The 15,434-nt window shown below is 55.2% G+C and carries 18 protein-coding genes and 1 pseudogene; 12 read left to right on the top strand and 7 right to left on the bottom strand.

All coding sequences use genetic code 11. The features are described from left to right. Positions 1 to 140 precede the first annotated feature (140 nt). Entirely contained in the window at positions 141 to 1,508 is a 1,368-nt protein-coding gene (locus ACR1UW_RS12675; RefSeq protein ID WP_237420542.1) for a glycoside hydrolase family 1 protein, read from the top strand. A 107-nt stretch (positions 1,509 to 1,615) separates the two neighbouring features. Here ACR1UW_RS12675 and ACR1UW_RS12670 read toward each other — a convergent pair whose 3' ends face one another. Next, positions 1,616 to 2,233: a cyclase family protein gene (locus tag ACR1UW_RS12670; RefSeq protein WP_100659133.1), complete on the bottom strand. Its 618-nt coding sequence runs from the start codon at positions 2,231 to 2,233 to the stop codon at positions 1,616 to 1,618. Positions 2,234 to 2,306: 73 nt separating this feature from the next. After that, a complete protein-coding gene (gene zwf, locus ACR1UW_RS12665) occupies positions 2,307 to 3,800 on the bottom strand; it encodes a glucose-6-phosphate dehydrogenase (protein WP_237420540.1) in 1,494 nt (497 codons plus the stop codon). A 228-nt stretch (positions 3,801 to 4,028) separates the two neighbouring features. Between zwf and rnz the strand changes: the two genes are divergently transcribed. Continuing rightward, complete coding sequence (rnz, locus tag ACR1UW_RS12660; protein WP_096224948.1) at positions 4,029 to 4,952, top strand: ribonuclease Z; 924 nt, start codon at positions 4,029 to 4,031, stop codon at positions 4,950 to 4,952. Here rnz and namA read toward each other — a convergent pair. Both namA and proI read right to left on the bottom strand, forming a co-directional pair. Continuing rightward, the gene (gene namA / locus ACR1UW_RS12655) at positions 4,949 to 5,971 is read right to left on the bottom strand and encodes an NADPH dehydrogenase NamA (RefSeq protein WP_095859610.1); all 1,023 of its coding nucleotides are present in this window, start codon (positions 5,969 to 5,971) and stop codon (positions 4,949 to 4,951) included. The two genes, rnz and namA, sit on opposite strands and share 4 nt — an antisense overlap. Before the next feature lie 324 nt (positions 5,972 to 6,295). Then, complete coding sequence (gene proI, locus ACR1UW_RS12650; protein WP_160270704.1) at positions 6,296 to 7,135, bottom strand: pyrroline-5-carboxylate reductase ProI; 840 nt, start codon at positions 7,133 to 7,135, stop codon at positions 6,296 to 6,298. Between the two features lie 509 nt (positions 7,136 to 7,644). Between proI and ACR1UW_RS12645 the strand changes: the two genes are divergently transcribed. Further along, on the top strand, positions 7,645 to 8,616 hold the full coding sequence (locus ACR1UW_RS12645) for an MBL fold metallo-hydrolase (protein ID WP_498933577.1): 972 nt from the start codon (positions 7,645 to 7,647) through the stop codon (positions 8,614 to 8,616). Next, positions 8,607 to 9,395, top strand: coding sequence for an SDR family NAD(P)-dependent oxidoreductase (locus ACR1UW_RS12640; protein ID WP_498933575.1), 789 nt, complete (start codon positions 8,607 to 8,609; stop codon positions 9,393 to 9,395). Before ACR1UW_RS12645 ends, ACR1UW_RS12640 begins: the two co-directional genes overlap by 10 nt. A 126-nt stretch (positions 9,396 to 9,521) precedes the next feature. On the opposite strand, the gene ACR1UW_RS12635 is transcribed toward ACR1UW_RS12640, so the two are convergent. Beyond that, a complete protein-coding gene (locus tag ACR1UW_RS12635) occupies positions 9,522 to 9,719 on the bottom strand; it encodes a YqzH family protein (protein ID WP_033016480.1) in 198 nt (65 codons plus the stop codon). 15 nt (positions 9,720 to 9,734) lie between these two features. Continuing rightward, positions 9,735 to 9,953, bottom strand: coding sequence for a CDGSH iron-sulfur domain-containing protein (locus ACR1UW_RS12630; protein WP_047818654.1), 219 nt, complete (start codon positions 9,951 to 9,953; stop codon positions 9,735 to 9,737). Between the two features lie 84 nt (positions 9,954 to 10,037). Between ACR1UW_RS12630 and ACR1UW_RS12625 the strand changes: the two genes are divergently transcribed. The 5 genes and pseudogenes from ACR1UW_RS12625 to ACR1UW_RS12605 all read left to right on the top strand — a co-directional run. After that, complete coding sequence (locus ACR1UW_RS12625; protein WP_033009049.1) at positions 10,038 to 10,382, top strand: iron-sulfur cluster biosynthesis family protein; 345 nt, start codon at positions 10,038 to 10,040, stop codon at positions 10,380 to 10,382. Beyond that, entirely contained in the window at positions 10,372 to 10,611 is a 240-nt protein-coding gene (locus ACR1UW_RS12620) for a YqkC family protein (RefSeq protein ID WP_033009050.1), read from the top strand. Before ACR1UW_RS12625 ends, ACR1UW_RS12620 begins: the two co-directional genes overlap by 11 nt. A gap of 269 nt (positions 10,612 to 10,880) precedes the next feature. After that, entirely contained in the window at positions 10,881 to 11,123 is a 243-nt protein-coding gene (locus tag ACR1UW_RS12615; RefSeq protein ID WP_033009052.1) for a YqkE family protein, read from the top strand. Between the two features lie 15 nt (positions 11,124 to 11,138). After that, entirely contained in the window at positions 11,139 to 11,492 is a 354-nt protein-coding gene (locus ACR1UW_RS12610; RefSeq protein WP_498933571.1) for a hypothetical protein, read from the top strand. Further along, positions 11,489 to 11,752: pseudogene (locus ACR1UW_RS12605) on the top strand (transposase); the annotation flags it as partial. The gene ACR1UW_RS12610 and the pseudogene ACR1UW_RS12605, both read left to right, overlap by 4 nt. 64 nt (positions 11,753 to 11,816) lie before the next feature. On the opposite strand, the gene ACR1UW_RS12600 reads toward ACR1UW_RS12605, so the two are convergent. Further along, on the bottom strand, positions 11,817 to 12,737 hold the full coding sequence (locus ACR1UW_RS12600) for an aldo/keto reductase (RefSeq protein WP_063330328.1): 921 nt from the start codon (positions 12,735 to 12,737) through the stop codon (positions 11,817 to 11,819). Between the two features lie 120 nt (positions 12,738 to 12,857). On the opposite strand from ACR1UW_RS12600, the gene ACR1UW_RS12595 reads away from it, so the two are divergent. The 3 genes from ACR1UW_RS12595 (at position 12,858) to spoIIM (ending at position 15,412) form a co-directional block, all read left to right on the top strand. Next, positions 12,858 to 13,415 (top strand): NUDIX domain-containing protein, encoded by a 558-nt coding sequence (locus tag ACR1UW_RS12595; RefSeq protein WP_498933568.1) that lies wholly within the window; start codon positions 12,858 to 12,860, stop codon positions 13,413 to 13,415. Then, a complete protein-coding gene (locus ACR1UW_RS12590) occupies positions 13,408 to 14,598 on the top strand; it encodes an endonuclease Q family protein (protein WP_498933566.1) in 1,191 nt (396 codons plus the stop codon). Before ACR1UW_RS12595 ends, ACR1UW_RS12590 begins: the two co-directional genes overlap by 8 nt. 151 nt (positions 14,599 to 14,749) lie before the next feature. Continuing rightward, positions 14,750 to 15,412, top strand: coding sequence for a stage II sporulation protein M (gene spoIIM, locus ACR1UW_RS12585; RefSeq protein WP_033009057.1), 663 nt, complete (start codon positions 14,750 to 14,752; stop codon positions 15,410 to 15,412). The last annotated feature ends 22 nt before the right edge of the window (positions 15,413 to 15,434 follow it).

Raw genomic sequence — 15,434 nt, 5'->3', positions numbered from 1 at the left:
CGTCTAGACGGGCTCGTACCTCCGCCCGTCTCGTTTTATAAAGAAGCAAATATGTCATCATGAGGATGATGCCCAAAGGTGAATTTTCCAAGGCGTTCAATCACTTAAACACGTCTGTTCACAGATAGGAGGGTCTTTCCATGTCACAACAGCGTAAATCGATCATCCCCGACGACTTTTTATGGGGCGGGGCGGTGACGTCGTTCCAGACGGAAGGGGCGTGGAACGAAGGCGGCAAAGGGCTGTCGATCGTGGATGCGCGCCCGATTCCAAAAGGGCATTCCGACTGGAAAGTGGCGGTCGATTTTTACCATCGCTACAAAGAAGACATCGCGTTGTTCAAGGAGCTCGGCTTTACCGCCTACCGGACGAGCATCGCTTGGACGCGCATTTTTCCGGACGGGGAAGGGGAGCCGAATGAGGCGGGGTTGGCGTTTTATGACGCTGTGTTTGATGAATTGAGGGCGAACGGCATCGAGCCGGTCATTACGCTGTACCATTTTGATTTGCCGCTGGCTTTGGCGAGAAAATACAACGGCTTCGCATCAAGGAAAGTCGTCGACTTGTTTGAGCGGTACGCGCGCACCGTATTTGCGCGTTACCGCGGGAAAGTGAACTATTGGCTGACGTTCAACGAACAAAATTTAGTGCTCGAACAACCGCATTTATGGGGGGCGATTGGGCCGGAAGACGAAGATCCGGAAGCGTTTGCCTACCGCGTCTGTCATAATGTGTTCATCGCCCACGCGAAAGCGGTGAAGGCGCTGCGCGAAATCGCTCCCGAGGCGAAGATCGGCGGGATGGTGACGTATTTGACGACGTATCCGGCGACATGCCGGCCGGAAGACGCTTTGGCGAACGTGCAGGCGAAAGAGCTGTTCATTGATTTCTTCTTTGATGTGTTCGCCCGCGGCGCCTATCCTCGTTATGTGACCAACCGGCTTGAGAAAAAAGGAATCTGCCTGCCGCTCGAAGCGGGGGATGAGGAGTTGCTCCGTTCGCAGACGGTCGACTTTTTGTCGTTCAGCTACTATCAAAGCCAAATCGTCCGCCATCAGGAACAGGATGAGCGGATCATCAAAGGGCTGGAACCGAATCCCTATTTGCCAAAGACGAAATGGGGCTGGGCGATCGATCCGATCGGGTTGCGGATGGCCTTAAAAGACGTGTACGCCCGCTACCAGATGCCGATTTTTATCACCGAAAACGGCATCGGGCTTGAGGAGGAGCTGAATGAGAACGGAACAGTCGACGATGATGAGCGGATCGACTATTTGCGCCGCCATATCGAACAAATGAAGATGGCTATGGAAGAAGGGGTCGAGGTGATCGGCTATTTGATGTGGGGGGCGACGGATCTGTTAAGTTCACAAGGGGAGATGCGCAAGCGCTACGGCGTCATTTTCGTCAACCGCGACGACGAGAACTTGCGCGATTTGAAGCGCTATAAGAAAAAAAGCTTCTACTGGTTCCAGCGCGTCATTCGCACGAACGGGGAAGAGCTGTAAACAGAGGCGAGGAAGCCCCCACCATTTTACTAGTCTTTAGGGCGGCCATGGCGAATATTCAATTTGAAATGATCAAACAGCCGGTCCCATCGGGGGACCGGCTGTTTTTACGGCTCGCGGTCCAACAGCAACACGCGCGCCGGGGCGGCGTCGGTGCCGACGAGTTTGAGTGGGGCGGCGACCATGAAATAGCGGCCTTCGGGGACGTCTTTCAGCCGCAGCCCTTCGATGATGATGACGCCGGCCGAAAAGAGCGTTTTATGGGTCGGATGGCCTTCTTGCGCTCGCTCAATGCCAAGGGCGTCGATGCCGACGCCGCGGATCCGTTTGTCGGCTAGATACCGAGCCGCGTCTTCGGCGACGAAAATAAACTCAAAGTTAAATGCATCATCAAAGGAGTTTTTCGTTTTAAACAGAACGAAGTCCCCTTCTTGAATGTCAAGATGCGCGATGTCGTCTTTCGTGATCCGGTCGTTGACATCGGTTAAATCGAACAGCTTGCACGGGCCGACGAGGTCGTCCAATGGAATCGTTTCAAACGTCGCTCCGCCTTCGACCATATGAAGAGGGGCGTCAATGTGCGTGCCGGTGTGCACGTCCATGTCAATGCGCGATTCGGTCACATAGCCGTTGGTGACGGTGGTGCGCTTCGGTTGTTTTTCCGGTTTGTTTTTATATACGGGCATGCCCTCGTAAATCGGGGCCGTGACGTCATACACCTTCATCGTTCATTCGCTCCTTTGCATGAGAGATAACGCTCGCTTGTCCAAAAGGGCGGCGGGCGCAAACGATTCGCGGTTATGGCCGCGGATGCTCGATCGGCCACCAGTGGAAGCCGTCTTGTTTGAGCAGCTCGTCCGCGGCCGCCGGGCCCATGGAGCCAGCCGCATAGTTCGGAAAGTCGGAAGCTTTTGTGTTCGCCCACACCTCAGAAATTGGGTCGACAAACTGCCATGACGCTGCCACTTCGTCCCAATGAGTGAAGTTTGTCGCGTCGCCGCGCATGCAGTCGTACAGCAGCTTTTCGTACGCTTCCGGCGTGTTGATCCCATCGATGCAGTTGTTGCAATAGTCGAGTTGAAATGGAGCTGTTATGGTCGTCGATTCCCCGGTTTTTTTGCCGTTTAAATGAAGGGTGATCCCTTCGTCCGGCTGGATGTGGATGACGAGCAAGTTCGGGGCGATCGTCTCATTCGTCCGGTAATACAAGTTCATCGGTACATCTTTAAATTGGACGACGATTTTTGTCGATTTTTCCGCCATCCGTTTGCCGGTGCGAATGTAAAACGGCACGCCAGCCCAACGGAAGTTGTCGATCAAAAGTTTTCCAGCGACGAACGTTTCCGTGTTCGAGTCCGGATCGACGTTCGGCTCCTCGCGGTACGCCGGCACGTGTTTGCCGTGGATCACCCCGCGCCCGTATTGGCCGCGCACGAAATAGCGGTCGACTTCATCGTGCGCAATCGGGCGCAAGGCGCGCAACACTTTCACTTTTTCATGGCGGATGTCATCGGTCGTTAATTTGATCGGCGGTTCCATCGCCAACAGAGCGACCATTTGCAGCATATGGTTTTGCACCATGTCGCGCAACGCCCCGGAATGGTCGTAGTAGCGGCCGCGGTCTTCGACGCCGAGCGTTTCGCTCGATGTGATTTGAATGTTGGCGATGAACCGGTTGTTCCAAAGCGGCTCGAAAATGGCGTTTGAAAAGCGGATGACCTCGATGTTTTGCACCATTTCTTTGCCGAGGTAATGGTCGATCCGGTAGATTTCCCGCTCGGAAAAGACGCGGCGAATCTCGTCATTCAGCTTCTCGGCGCTCGCCAAGTCATGCCCGAACGGCTTTTCGATGACGAGCCGCTTAAAGCCGTGCGTTTCCGTCAATCCTTCCGACTGCAAGCGGGACGTGACGGTGCCGAAAAATTCCGGCGCCATCGCCAAATAAAAGATGCGGTTGCCTTCGGTCTTGTATGTGCCGTCGAGCTGTTCGAGGAGCGACTTTAAGCGCTGATACGACTCGGCTTCCGTCACGTCGAACGGATGGTAATAGAAATGGGAGGTGAATCGGCCGTCGGCGAGCTTTTGGTGAAACGCCGTTTCGACCGAGTCGCGCACATAGTTCCGGAACTCGTCGGCCGACAACGGGCGGCGCGCGACGCCGACGACAGCGAATTGCTCGTTCAAATGCCCTTTTTCATACAGGCGGTAAAGGGACGGAAACAGTTTCCGTTTCGCCAAATCTCCCGTCGCTCCGAAAATGACGATGATCGATTTCGGATTCATGTTGTCCACCGTATGTACCTCGCTTTAACCAAATTTGTCTCTTCAATGAAACCATTGTAGAGGTTTGCCGGTCGGAACGCAAACACTTTGTTGCTTTCCGGCGGGAAAGCGTTTATGTTCATGAAAGAGCCGGGCGCCAACCCGGCGTTTTTGAGCGCAAAAGAAAGTTGAAAAGCCGTTTTGACATTGGTACGCTAACAACAGGCCATATTGAGCGAGAAAAAGGAGTGAAGCGCGTTGGAACTGTTGTTTTTAGGTACGGGTGCCGGCGTGCCGGCCAAAGAGCGCAACGTATCGTCCGTCGCCCTGCAGCTGCTTGGCGAACGCGGGGCGACATGGCTGTTTGACTGCGGCGAAGCGACGCAGCATCAAATTTTGCATACCGCCATTCGCCCGCGCCGCATCGAGCATATTTTTATTACGCACTTGCATGGCGACCATTTGTTTGGATTGCCTGGACTGCTAGGCAGCCGTTCGTTTCAAAGCGGCGAGACGCCGCTTACGGTCTTCGGCCCAAAAGGCATTCGCGCGTTTGTCGAAACGGCCCTTGCCGTCAGCGGGACAAAGCTCCGCTATGAACTGAACATTGCGGAGATCGATGAGGGCGTCATTTTTGACGATGAACGGTTTTCCGTCATCGCCAAACGGCTCGATCACGGCATGCCGTCATACGGTTTCCGCGTCGTGGAAAAAGATTTGCCCGGCCCGCTCTTGGTCGATCGATTGCAAGCACTCGGCGTCCGCCCCGGCCCGATTTATCAAGAAATTAAGCAAGGAAAAACGGTCGTGCTGGATGACGGCACGGTCATCGACGGGCGCGAATTTGTCGGGCCGCCGCAAAAAGGGCGGATCGTCGCGGTGCTCGGCGACACCCGTTTTTGCGAAGCGGCGATTGAACTCGCCCGCGATGCCGATGTCGTCGTCCACGAGGCGACGTTTGCCGCGGCGGAACAGCGGCTGGCCCATGACTATTTCCATTCCACGACCACAGACGCAGCCGAGGTGGCGAGGCGGGCCGGGGCGAAGCGGCTTATTTTGACCCATATCAGCTCTCGCTACCAAGGTGAGGCGGCGCTGCAGCTCGTCGCCGAGGCGCGGAAGGTGTTTCCGAACACCGATCTTGCCGCTGATTTCGCCTCGTTTTCGATCCCGCGCGGTTAAAACCGCCAGCCGCGCTCATATTGGACGGGCGCCGAGATTTTTGCGCCCAGCTCTCTCGCCGCGGCGTATGGCCAATACGGGTTGCGTAGCAGCTCGCGCCCCAAAAAGACGAGATCGGCGCGGCCGTTTTGCAAAATTTCTTCCGCTTGCCAGCCGGACGTAATGAGGCCGACGGCGCCGGTCGGGATGTCTGCTTCACGGCGGATCAGTTCGGCAAACGGCACTTGATAGCCCGGATAGACGTCAATGCGCGCCGGAACGACGGCGCCGGAACTGACGTCAACAAGGTCGACGCCTTGCTCTTTCATCCGCTTGGCGTATGGAACATAGTCTTTCGCTGTCAGTCCTTCCGGGTGATAGTCGGACGCTGAGATGCGCACAAACAGCGGCCCGTCCCATACCTCGCGGACAGCGTCAATCACGTCGCCCAAGAAACGGTAACGGTTTTCCGGAGAGCCGCCGTACTCGTCTTGGCGCCGGTTGGAGAGCGGCGATAAAAATTCGTTAATCAGGTAGCCGTGGGCGGCATGGATTTCAATGACGTCAAAGCCGGCTTCCTTCGCGCGCCGTGCGCCGTTTTGGAACGCTTGCACCGTTTCTTCAATGTCGGCTTTCGTCATTTCTTTTGGCGTCGGCGACGAATCATCAAACGGGACGGCTGACGGAGCGATGATCTCTCCCGGCACTTGCGATTTTCTCCCCGCATGGGCAAGCTGGATGCCGATGGCCGCCCCATGCTCTTTCACAAGCCCAACGAGTTCGCGAAGCCCGGCGATATGGTCATCGCTCCAAATGCCTAAGTCGCGTTCAGAAATGCGACCTTGCGGCGTCACGCCGGTCGCTTCAACGATAATCAAGCCGACTTGGCCGACAGCGCGAGCCGGGTAGTGGATTTTATGCCACGTGCGTACGGCGCCGTCTTTCGTGTCGCACGAATACATGCACATCGGCGACATGACAATTCGGTTTTTCAGCGTCAGCCCGCGGATTGTATACGGCGAAAACAGCATCGTGTTCATGACAAGCAGCTCCTTTCTAGGCCAATGAGTGGTTCATGACTGATGATAGCACGCTGCCTGTCAAAAACAAAGTGCAACGGACTGTTTTGCCTGAGCCGGACGGTGGAAAAGCCGCGGCCCTGTTAACATGGTCTGTTTTGGGTAAAGATGGGCTTATGCGGTTGTGTCATGTGCGAAATTCGAGTTTCCGTTATGCGAAACCAAAAAAATCTTCCATAACCGGATGAAAAGGTTCGTTTGTTTCCTTGTTCATTGCGCCCGGTTTTGCCGAAACTTCCCCGCCCATCCGCCGTGCAGGGGCGGCGCGCTCCGGAGGTCCGCTCTTTACGCTTCGGCGATGGCAGCGAGAAGAGCGCTGCCGAGCTCTTCGGAGCGGGCCGTCGCCCTTCGGATGCAGGCGATGACCGCTTCTTGGAACCGGTATTGCTCAAGCACGCCAATGCCGGCTTCGGTCGTGCCGCCTGGGCTCGTGACTTCACGGCGCAGGACGGATGGGTGCTTGTCGGACGCTTTTAGCATCTCGGCTGCGCCGATGATCGTTTGCAAAATGAGCCGTTTGGCGACATCTCGCTCAAGGCCGATGTCGGCCGCCGCTTTTTCCATCGCTTCGACCAAGTAATACACATACGCCGGACCGCTCCCGGACAGGCCGGTGACCGCATGCAAGTCGCGCTCCGGCACAACAGCGACGATGCCGACCGTTTCAAACAGCTGTTTGGCGACCTCAAGATGTTCTTTCGCGGCGAAGCGGCCGCCGGCGATGGCGGTCGCTGATAAGCCGACGGCGGCGGATGTGTTTGGCATGGCGCGCACGACAGGGATGTTGCGTCCAGCGAGCCGTTCGATCGTCTCGGTCGTGATGCCCGCGAGCAGTGAAAGAATGAGCTGATGGGCGCGGAGGGTCGGTGCGATGGCGTTCATCGCTTCGACGACGTCTTTCGGCTTCATCGCCAAAATGACGATATCCGCTTGTTTGACGGCTTCTTGCGCGCAACCCGCCGTGCCAACACCGTATTGGCGCGCCAGCTCCTCGAGCCGAGCGCGGTTTTGTCGGTTGGCGACGACAATGTGCGCCGGATGGCAAAACGCTTTCGTCATGCCGGCGATGAGCGATTCCGCCATCGAGCCGGCGCCGATGAGCGCGATCGTTCGTTCGTTGTTCATCATTCCACTCCTCCTTGCCTTGGTGTATCCATCCAAAAGAAAAAGGTTTCCCGTCCTGCAAAAGGACGGAAAACCTTCGTTTCCGCGGTACCACCTTTTTTGGCCCGATTTGGCCCAAGCGCCAAACAGGCCCGACTCTGCCCCGATAACGCCGGGGAGGCGTTTAGGTTGGCCTAACAGCTCCTAGGGTAGGTTCAACCGCAAAGAGGGCCGCAAAGCCTTCCAGCCGCGGGCTTCGCTCTCTGGTGCCGTTTGCGGTTTACTGGCCCTGTTCATCGCCGGTTTGCCGTATCCGTGATGTTATTAGTCATTATGCCGCGGGACAGGCGCTGTTGTCAAGAGAGGAGAGCGAATTTTTTTGCAATTTCGTCGTGCGGAAGAAAAAGGCATGACAAATGGATGAAATCGATGTAAACTGTAAAATAAAATATAATGAATAACTATTCATTTTGACTGATGAAACGGTTCGAACGGGATGGTTCATGAACTTGAGGAAAGAAGGGAACGCAATGAACGAGGAACGAGTGTATCGGATCACGGTGCCGACGCCGTTTCCGGTCGGCGATGTGCATATGTACGTGATCGCCGGCGATCGGTTGACGCTGGTCGATGCCGGAGTGAAAACAGAGGAAGCATGGCAGCTGTTTGTGAAGCAGCTTGGCGAGGTCGGTTATGCGCCAGAGGATATTGAACAAATCGTCATTACTCACCATCATCCGGATCATGTCGGCTTGCTTGATTATGTTCCGCATGCGCCGATCATCGGCCATCCGAAAGCGGATCCGTTTTTGCGCCGTGAACGTTCGTTTATGGAACGGTACGTCCAATTTTTTCAGGAATTTTTTACGGAATGCGGCGTTGACCGCCGTTTGTTCAGTCAGCTGTCCAAAGAAGGTGGATCGCTTCGATATGCAAGCCGGCGCGGGCTTGACATCATGGTGACGGAAGGGGACGCGGTGCCGGGGATGCCCGGGTGGCAGGTCATCGAAACGCCGGGGCATGCGCAAAGCCATATCGCCCTCTACCGCGAGGCGGACGGATTGCTGATCGGCGGCGATCATTTGCTTGTTCATATTTCCCCGAATCCAATGATGGAGCCGCCGGCGGAAGGGGAAACCGAGCGGCCGAAACTGCTGCTGCAGTATAATGAATCGCTCGAAAAAATGCTGCAATACGACATCGTTCGCTCGTTAAACGGCCATGGCGACGATGCGACCGATATTCCGGCGCTCGTTCGCGAGCGGCTCGATAAGCAGCGCCAGCGCGCCGAGCGGGTGCTCGAAATGGTGAAAGAACGCCCGCATACGGTGTTTGACGTTTGTCAAAAGTTGTTTCCCACCGCTTACGAACGCCAGCTCATGCTGACGATGTCAGAGACGATCGGCCAGCTTGATTATCTCGAGGCGAACGGGTATGTGACGAAAAAGCAGGAAGCCGGCCGATACGTCTACGAAGCGGCGGGGGTGTCGGTGTGCGGCTGAAGGGGCGCCATGTCGTCATTACCGGAGCGTCGGGAGGAATTGGCGAGCAAATCGCCTATGAAGCGGCGCGCCAAGGGGCGGTGCCGGTGCTCTTGGCGCGCAGTGAAGAAAGTCTGAAAGAAGCGAGCGCGCGGATCGAAGCGCAAACCGGTATTCGCGCCCCGTATGCATCGCTTGATGTCAGCGACCGCGAGATGGTCGAGGCGGTATTTGCGAAGCTGTCTGCTGAACTGGGCGCGATCGATGTGTTGGTCAACAACGCCGGGTTTGGCGTCTTTCGCTATGTCGAGGACATCGACTTGGATGAAATGGAGAGGATGTTTGCCGTCAACGTCTTCGGCCTCATCGCCTGTACGAAGGCGGTGTATTCGCATATGAAAGAGAGAGGAAGCGGTCATATTATCAACATTGCGTCGCAAGCCGGCAAAATCGCGACGCCGAAGTCGAGCGTCTATTCCGCGACGAAACATGCCGTCATCGGCTTTACTGACAGCCTTCGCCTCGAGGCGGGGCGCTTTGGCATTTTTGTCACGGCCGTCAATCCGGGGCCGGTGGAGACGAACTTTTTTTCAACCGCTGATGAATCGGGAGAGTATGTGCGCAACGTGTCGCGTTGGATGCTGCGCCCGGAGGCGGTGGCGAAGCGTGTGGTCGACGTGATGATGACGCCGACGCGCGAAGTGAACATGCCGCGCTGGATGGATCTCGGCAGCCGGCTGTATCGCCTTGCGCCGAGTTTGGTGGAAAAGGTGGCGAAAGGGGCGTTTTTCCAAAAGTAAGCGAGGGTGTCCCAAATATAAGGGGCACCCTTTCTGATCATCGTCTAGACGCGCGAAACGCCTTTCCTCTTCTTGAAGAAAGATGGCCTTTGGGGCCAACCCCGTGTTCGTTTGACACGAGCCGGGTCAAGCGCTGGTGATGAACCGGTAGACGGCGTCATGGACAAGTTCATACATGTCCGCGTTTGGCTGCCTCTCTTTGGCGGCGGCAATGCGGGCGCAAAGCTCGCGCCAGTCGTCTTCGCCAAGCGGCATCATGTCATCATCATAGCCATAATGCCGCAGGCAGTTGCGCACTTGTTTTTGCAGCCATCGTTCGTCCATCGGCTTCTCACCGCCTTATTGTTTATCCGTTTCCGGCAAAGGGGCGCGGACGACCGATTGGAATCGGCCTTTATGTGAACCGTCGCAAAACGGTTTATTGTTCGACAGCCCACAACGGCAGAGCGAAAACGTTTGTTTCGTCACAAACGGCTTTCCTTCTCCATCGAGCAGTTCCACATCGCCGGTGACGCGCAGCGAACCGTTGTCGTTCACTTTGATTTGCACGTTTGCCATCGCTTGTTCCTCCTTTGCTTTGACAGTTTCGCGTGTTGGCAGGTAAAATGAAAAAGAAAATCAATAAGGAAAAAGGAGTCAAGCATGAGTGTATCGATCACGTTTACGGATGCAGCCAAACGAGCGCTTGCCTCTATTGTAGCGCAATCCGAGCGGCAGTTAAAGCTGGCGTTTGACACGGACGGCTGCGGCTGTTTGGTCGACGGCGTGCCGGCGCTATGGCTTGTCGACAAGGCCGATGACGATGATTTGGCCGTCGAAACGAATTTCGTGCCGGTGCTCGTCGAACGGTCGCGGCTCATCTTTTTTGATGAAGCGATGACGATTGACGTCAAGCCGGGAACGACCGTTTTTCAGCTCAAAAGCCTAGGGCAAACGTTGAATGGTCATATGCCGCTTGTTGAGGTGAAATCCGGCGATGAACGGTAAGTTAGAGCAGCTCGCAAAGACGGCGAAGCAAAAAACATGGGTGTCGTTCACCCATGAAAACGATCCGTACAGCTTGCTTCATTGGTCGGTCGCCGGCCCGTATCATGAGGCGAAAGACGTCTGGCTGCTGCAAAACGAAATGACGTTTGAAACGAAAGAGTTTCCGACGCTGGAGGCGGCCATTGCTTGGCTTGGCGAGCATATGCCGCACATCACCGAAGTGTTGTAAAGGGGACGCCCTGAAAGCCGATTTGGGCTGCAGGGCGCCCCTTTTGATAAAAGCTGCATCGTCTATGTTGCGGTTATTGAGGACTGTTTTGCCGCTTGGTCGGGTGGATTGCTTTTTCCAATTCTTCTTTTGCGATCACCGGCTTGACCGTATCAGCGGATGGTTTCCCTTTTTGGGCGCGGTTTTTCGCCATCTATCATCTCTCCTTTTCTTTGTCGTGTAGTTGTATCGTTTGACAAATGAACGATTGTTATGCAAGGGGGGCGGACATGATGAAGAAGATCGGGCGAAAAAAAGAGCAAGGGACGGAGGCCTTGACGATCGCCGACCGGCTTGGCGCCGCGGTGGAAGCGAAGCTGCTTGAGAAAAAGCGCGCACTTGCCGAGGAAGAAGCGCGGAGGCGGGCGGCAGAGGAAGCGCGGCGCCGCGAGGAAGCGCGCCGCCGTGAGGAACAGAAATCGTTTGCCGAGCTGCTTGAGGAAAGCGAGCTAGACTGGCGGAAATTTAAGTAGCGGAGGGGATGGACGATGAAATCGAATGCGGCAGCGACGCGCCCCTCTTCTTTTCCATTCTGGACGGCCGGAGCAGTCGTCGCGTTGGCCGTCAATTTGCGCGCGCCGCTTACGACGGTCGGCCCGCTCGTCGCAAATGAGCGGCCGCACGTACCGAACGAGAGCCCGTATGCGGCCGTCAGCGGCCGCCGGGCTCTCGATTTGTTTGCATTTTTTGGCTCGATCTATTTTTCAGCAAGGCATGTCGGCTTTCTTTCCGCTCCTTTGGTTTTTATCTTAATTAGGCGAGAAGACTCCCACTTCAACGAAGCGAAGCGGAGTAAGTGGGAGATGAATCGCCTTAACTATATTTTGCTGAAAATAGGATAGATTCAGTAAAAACTTGTGTCACATCAGACGGCAGATCATTCATCATTGATGGGCGGAGATTAAAAAGTATAAATCAATGGTTTAACAAAGAAAATGCCAGACTTCAAAGCATAAAAGATAAGCAAAAAATCAAAGGCACCACTCGTAAACAGGATGTCAATGGCGCATTAAACATCTTAAAGAAAAGTAAAGCTGTAGACCTGAGTGTCTTATGCTCTAGCGGCGAAGTGGACACGCCTCAAAGAATAAGGATTGCTTGAAGCAGTCAAACTTCTTTGGAAGCCCCCACTTCAAATTTTCGCTAGAAAATTAAGTGGGGGTAGTTCACCGATGCACGTCGTACACCGAGCGTTTCGTCGCTTGTTTCAGCCATTCGTATTCAGTGCGGTCAAGCGGCGGGGCTGACGCAGCGGCGACGTTTTCCTCAAGCTGTTCAAGGCGGCTGGCGCCCGGGATGACGGCGGCAACGACCGGGTCATACAAGCAAAATTGCAGCGCAGTCGCGGTCAAGGACCGGCGTCCGGCCGTTTTTTCCTTCAGCTTCGGGATGAGCGCCTGCAGTTCTTCATACGAATAATCGAGGTAGCCGTGTTGTTTCACCGCGCTTCCCGCCTGCTCAAGCGGGCGGCTCGTGAGCAAGCCTTTTGCGACCGGGCCGCGGGCGATCACGCTGATGTTGTGTTCGCGAAGAAGCGGGAACCATTCTTCCGGCCGCCGGTCAAGCAAGCTGTATTGCATCATGACGCTGACGATGTTCGAGCGCTTCACATATTCGCGAATGACGTTTGGGCGGATCGAGGAGATGCCGTACCAACGGATGACGCCTTCTTGCTTCAACTCTTCGAACGCTTCAATCGTCTCATCGATCGGGTCGTCGATCGTGCCGCCGTGGAGCTGGTATAAGTCAATGTAGTCCGTTTGCAGGCGGCGCAGGCTCTCTTTGACCGCTTGTTTGATATAGGCTTTTGACGGATCCCAGTCCCAGCCGCTGCCATCCGGCCGCCAACGGTTGCCGACTTTTGTCGCGATAATGACTTGGCCGCGTTTTCCTTTCACCGCTTTGCCGACAAACTCCTCATTTAAGCCGCGGTCGTATAAATCGGCTGTATCCAAGTAGTTGATGCCGCGCTCCAACGCTTCATGGATGAGATAAATGGCATGACGCTCATCCGTGCCGAGCGACATGCAGCCGAGTCCAATTTCGCTGACGTATAAGTCTGATGTGCCGATGCGGCGTTTGTTCATCTTTTGCGCCCCCTTTCGCGATCGATGATGATATGTTCATTGTACAACGGAAGCGAAAAAATGGCCAAACATGTAGTACAATGGAAAAGAATCGATCCAATTTGATAGGGGAGAATGAACATGGAGCTGTATGAAAAAACGATCCGCAAAGAGAAGCTGTTCAGCGGCCGCATTATTGAGTTGTATGTGGAGGAAGTGGAGCTGCCAAACGGGCAGAAAAGCCGGCGCGAGGTGATCAAGCACCCGGGCGCGGTGGCGGTGCTGCCGCTGTTGCCGGACGGGAAAATCGTTCTTGTCCGCCAGTACCGAAAAGCGCTGGAGCGCGCATTAGTCGAGATTCCGGCGGGCAAGCTAGAACATGGGGAAGAGCCGCTCGCTTCCGCACACCGCGAGCTGAAAGAGGAAACGGGCTACCGCGCCCAATCGATGCGCCATCTGATTTCTTTTTATACGTCCCCGGGGTTTGCCGATGAGCTCATTCATTTGTATGTTGCCGAGGGGCTGGAAAAAGCGGAGGACGGCACCGATTTGGATGAAGATGAGTTTGTCGAGCTGTTGGAAGTGACATTGGAGGAGGCGCTTCATATGCTGGAACGACGCGAAATTTATGACGCCAAAACGGCGTACGCTTTGCAATATTTGCAGTTGCGCCGCGCGTTGGGGGGGCAAAATGCCTGATCAAACACACGCGGGCGGCCTCGGCCGTTATTACGCTGATTTACATATTCACATCGGCCGCACCGCCTCGGGCCGCCCGGTGAAAATTACCGGGGCGCGGACGTTGACGCTTGAGAACATCTTGCATGAGGCGGCTGAGGTGAAAGGGATCGACCTCGTCGGTGTGATTGACAGCCATGTGCCCGAAGTGCTGGACGAGCTCGAGCGGGCAATGGAGAAGCACGGTTGGCGCGAATATGAGGGGGGCGGCGTCAGCGCCGGAAAGGTGACGCTTTTGCTAGGCAGTGAAATCGAAGTATATGACGACCATTGCCATGGACCGATCCACGTGCTCGCCTTTTTGCCGACCGTTTCCGCCATGCGCGCATTTTCTGTCTGGCTTGGGGAGCGGGTGAAAAACGTATCGCTCAGCACGCAGCGCCTTCACGCCTCAGGGCGCGAATTGCAACAGACAGTGAAAGAGCGAGGCGGCTGGTTCATCCCTGCGCATGCATTCACCCCGTTTAAAAGTTTGTACGGAAGAGGCGTCGAACGCAGCTTGACGGAGGTGTTCGACCCGGATCTCATTGATGCTGTAGAACTTGGGCTGAGCGCCGACACGGCGATGGCCGACCAGATCGCCGAATTGCATCGCTACCCGTACTTGACGAATTCCGATGCCCATTCGCTGCGGAAAATCGCCCGCGAATATGAAGAAGTGCGGCTTTCCTCCCCGACGTTTGCCGAGTTTGAAAAAGCGCTGCGCGGTGAAGACGGGCGCGCGATTGTCGCCAACTACGGTTTAAATCCGAAACTAGGAAAATATCACCAGACAGTGTGCGAGCGTTGCCTTGCGCCGGCTGCACCGGACGTCGACAGCTGTGCGGCGTGCGGCCATCATCGGGTCGTGAAAGGTGTGTTTGACCGGCTGGAGGAGCTGAAAACGGCAGAACGCGGGCCGAAACGGCCGCCGTACATTTATCAAGTGCCGCTTGAATTCATCCCCGGCCTTGGTCCAAAAGCGTATGAAAAGCTGCTCGGCCGTTTTGGCACGGAAATGCGCGTTCTTCATGAGGCGGCGGAGGAAGAGATCGCGGAGACGGTCGGAGAAAAATTGGCCCAACTGATCGTCCTTGCCCGCAGCGGTGCGCTCTATATCGAGGCCGGGGGCGGTGGGAGATACGGAAAAGTGCGGGAAGCGTGATGGACAAAAGCGGGAGAAAGCGGAACGCTGAACGCCATGGCCCCATCCAGCAAGGGAACGGCCATGGCGGTGTTCTTTTTGCAGAAAGCAGTCATACATCAGGCGGATGGACATACAATCTACTAAGAGACAAATAGGAGGACGAAGCACGATGAGAACCCATCCGCTGAAATCGGCCGCCGCTATTCATTTGCGCGACCACGCTTCACTATACGTATTTGTCATCGTCCTGTTTTTAATGGGCGTCATTTTTGGCGCCATTGTCGTCAACAGCCTCGGCTTCAGCCAAAAGCAAGATTTGTATTATTACTTGGCGCAATTTTTTGGACAAGTATCAAAAGACAACGTGGCAAGCGCCCACGACATGTTCCGTCAAAGCTACATGCATAACGTCAAATATATGGCCCTCATGTGGGTGCTCGGCATTTCCGTCATCGGACTGCCGGTCATTTTGGTTTTACTGTTTTTAAAAGGCATTGTCGTCGGCTTCACCGTCGGCTTTTTAGTCAATCAAATGGGCTGGAAAGGGTTTTTATTGTCATTTGTTTCGGTGATGCCGCAAAATTTGCTTGTCATTCCGCTCATGATCGTGATGGGCGTGATGTCGATATCGTTTTCCTTGCGGATGGTGCGCAATCAGTTTATGAAACGGCCGCACGAGCCAGTGTTCCCGATGGTAATGCGCTATGCCGCGGCGATGGCCGCGGCCGCCTTCGGGCTGCTTGTCTCTTCGGCGGTGGAAGCGTACCTTTCGCCGGTCTTGATGAAACAGGTGGTGAAATGGGTCGTTAATTTAATAATAATTATTATGTAGTAATCATTGTTGTTCTTTTGTG

The sequence above is a fragment of the Geobacillus lituanicus genome (genome assembly GCF_050994965.1).
Lineage (GTDB): Bacteria > Bacillota > Bacilli > Bacillales > Anoxybacillaceae > Geobacillus > Geobacillus stearothermophilus.
Note: the sequence above shows the minus strand (reverse complement) of the source record. Positions and strands in the feature narration are given on the sequence as shown.